We start from the raw sequence: 388 nt of genomic DNA on the forward strand, positions 1-388 counted from the left end.
AACGCATCCTATCTCGTAGAAAGAAAGGTTCTGCACGTTGGGAAAAACAACGTTTGAAAGTGGCTGCACTACAAGAAAAAACAGCCAATCAACGTAAGAACTTTCTACACCATCAATCAAAAGAATTGGCATCAACCTATGACGCTGTTATCATCGAGGACTTGGACATGAAAGGAATGTCTCAAGCCCTTCACTTTGGTAAAAGCGTTCACGACAATGGTTGGGGCATGTTCACTACATTCTTATCGTACAAGCTAAAAGAACAAGGGAAACAGCTTGTGAAAATTGATAAATGGTTCCCTTCGACTAAAAAATGTTCTTGTTGTGGTGCAGAAAAACCTATGAAGCTATCTGAACGTACTTACCGTTGTTCATGTGGGTATGTGGC

Annotated in this window: 1 protein-coding gene; it reads left to right on the top strand. The window is 40.7% G+C overall.

Annotation, left to right across the window (positions count from 1 at the left end):
• A partial coding sequence (locus DDE80_RS14790; RefSeq protein WP_153060950.1) for an RNA-guided endonuclease InsQ/TnpB family protein occupies positions 1 to 388 on the top strand: 388 nt, incomplete at both ends.

It is taken from the genome of Metalysinibacillus jejuensis (assembly GCF_003057615.1).
In the GTDB taxonomy this organism is placed as follows: Bacteria; Bacillota; Bacilli; order Bacillales_A; family Planococcaceae; genus Metalysinibacillus; species Metalysinibacillus jejuensis.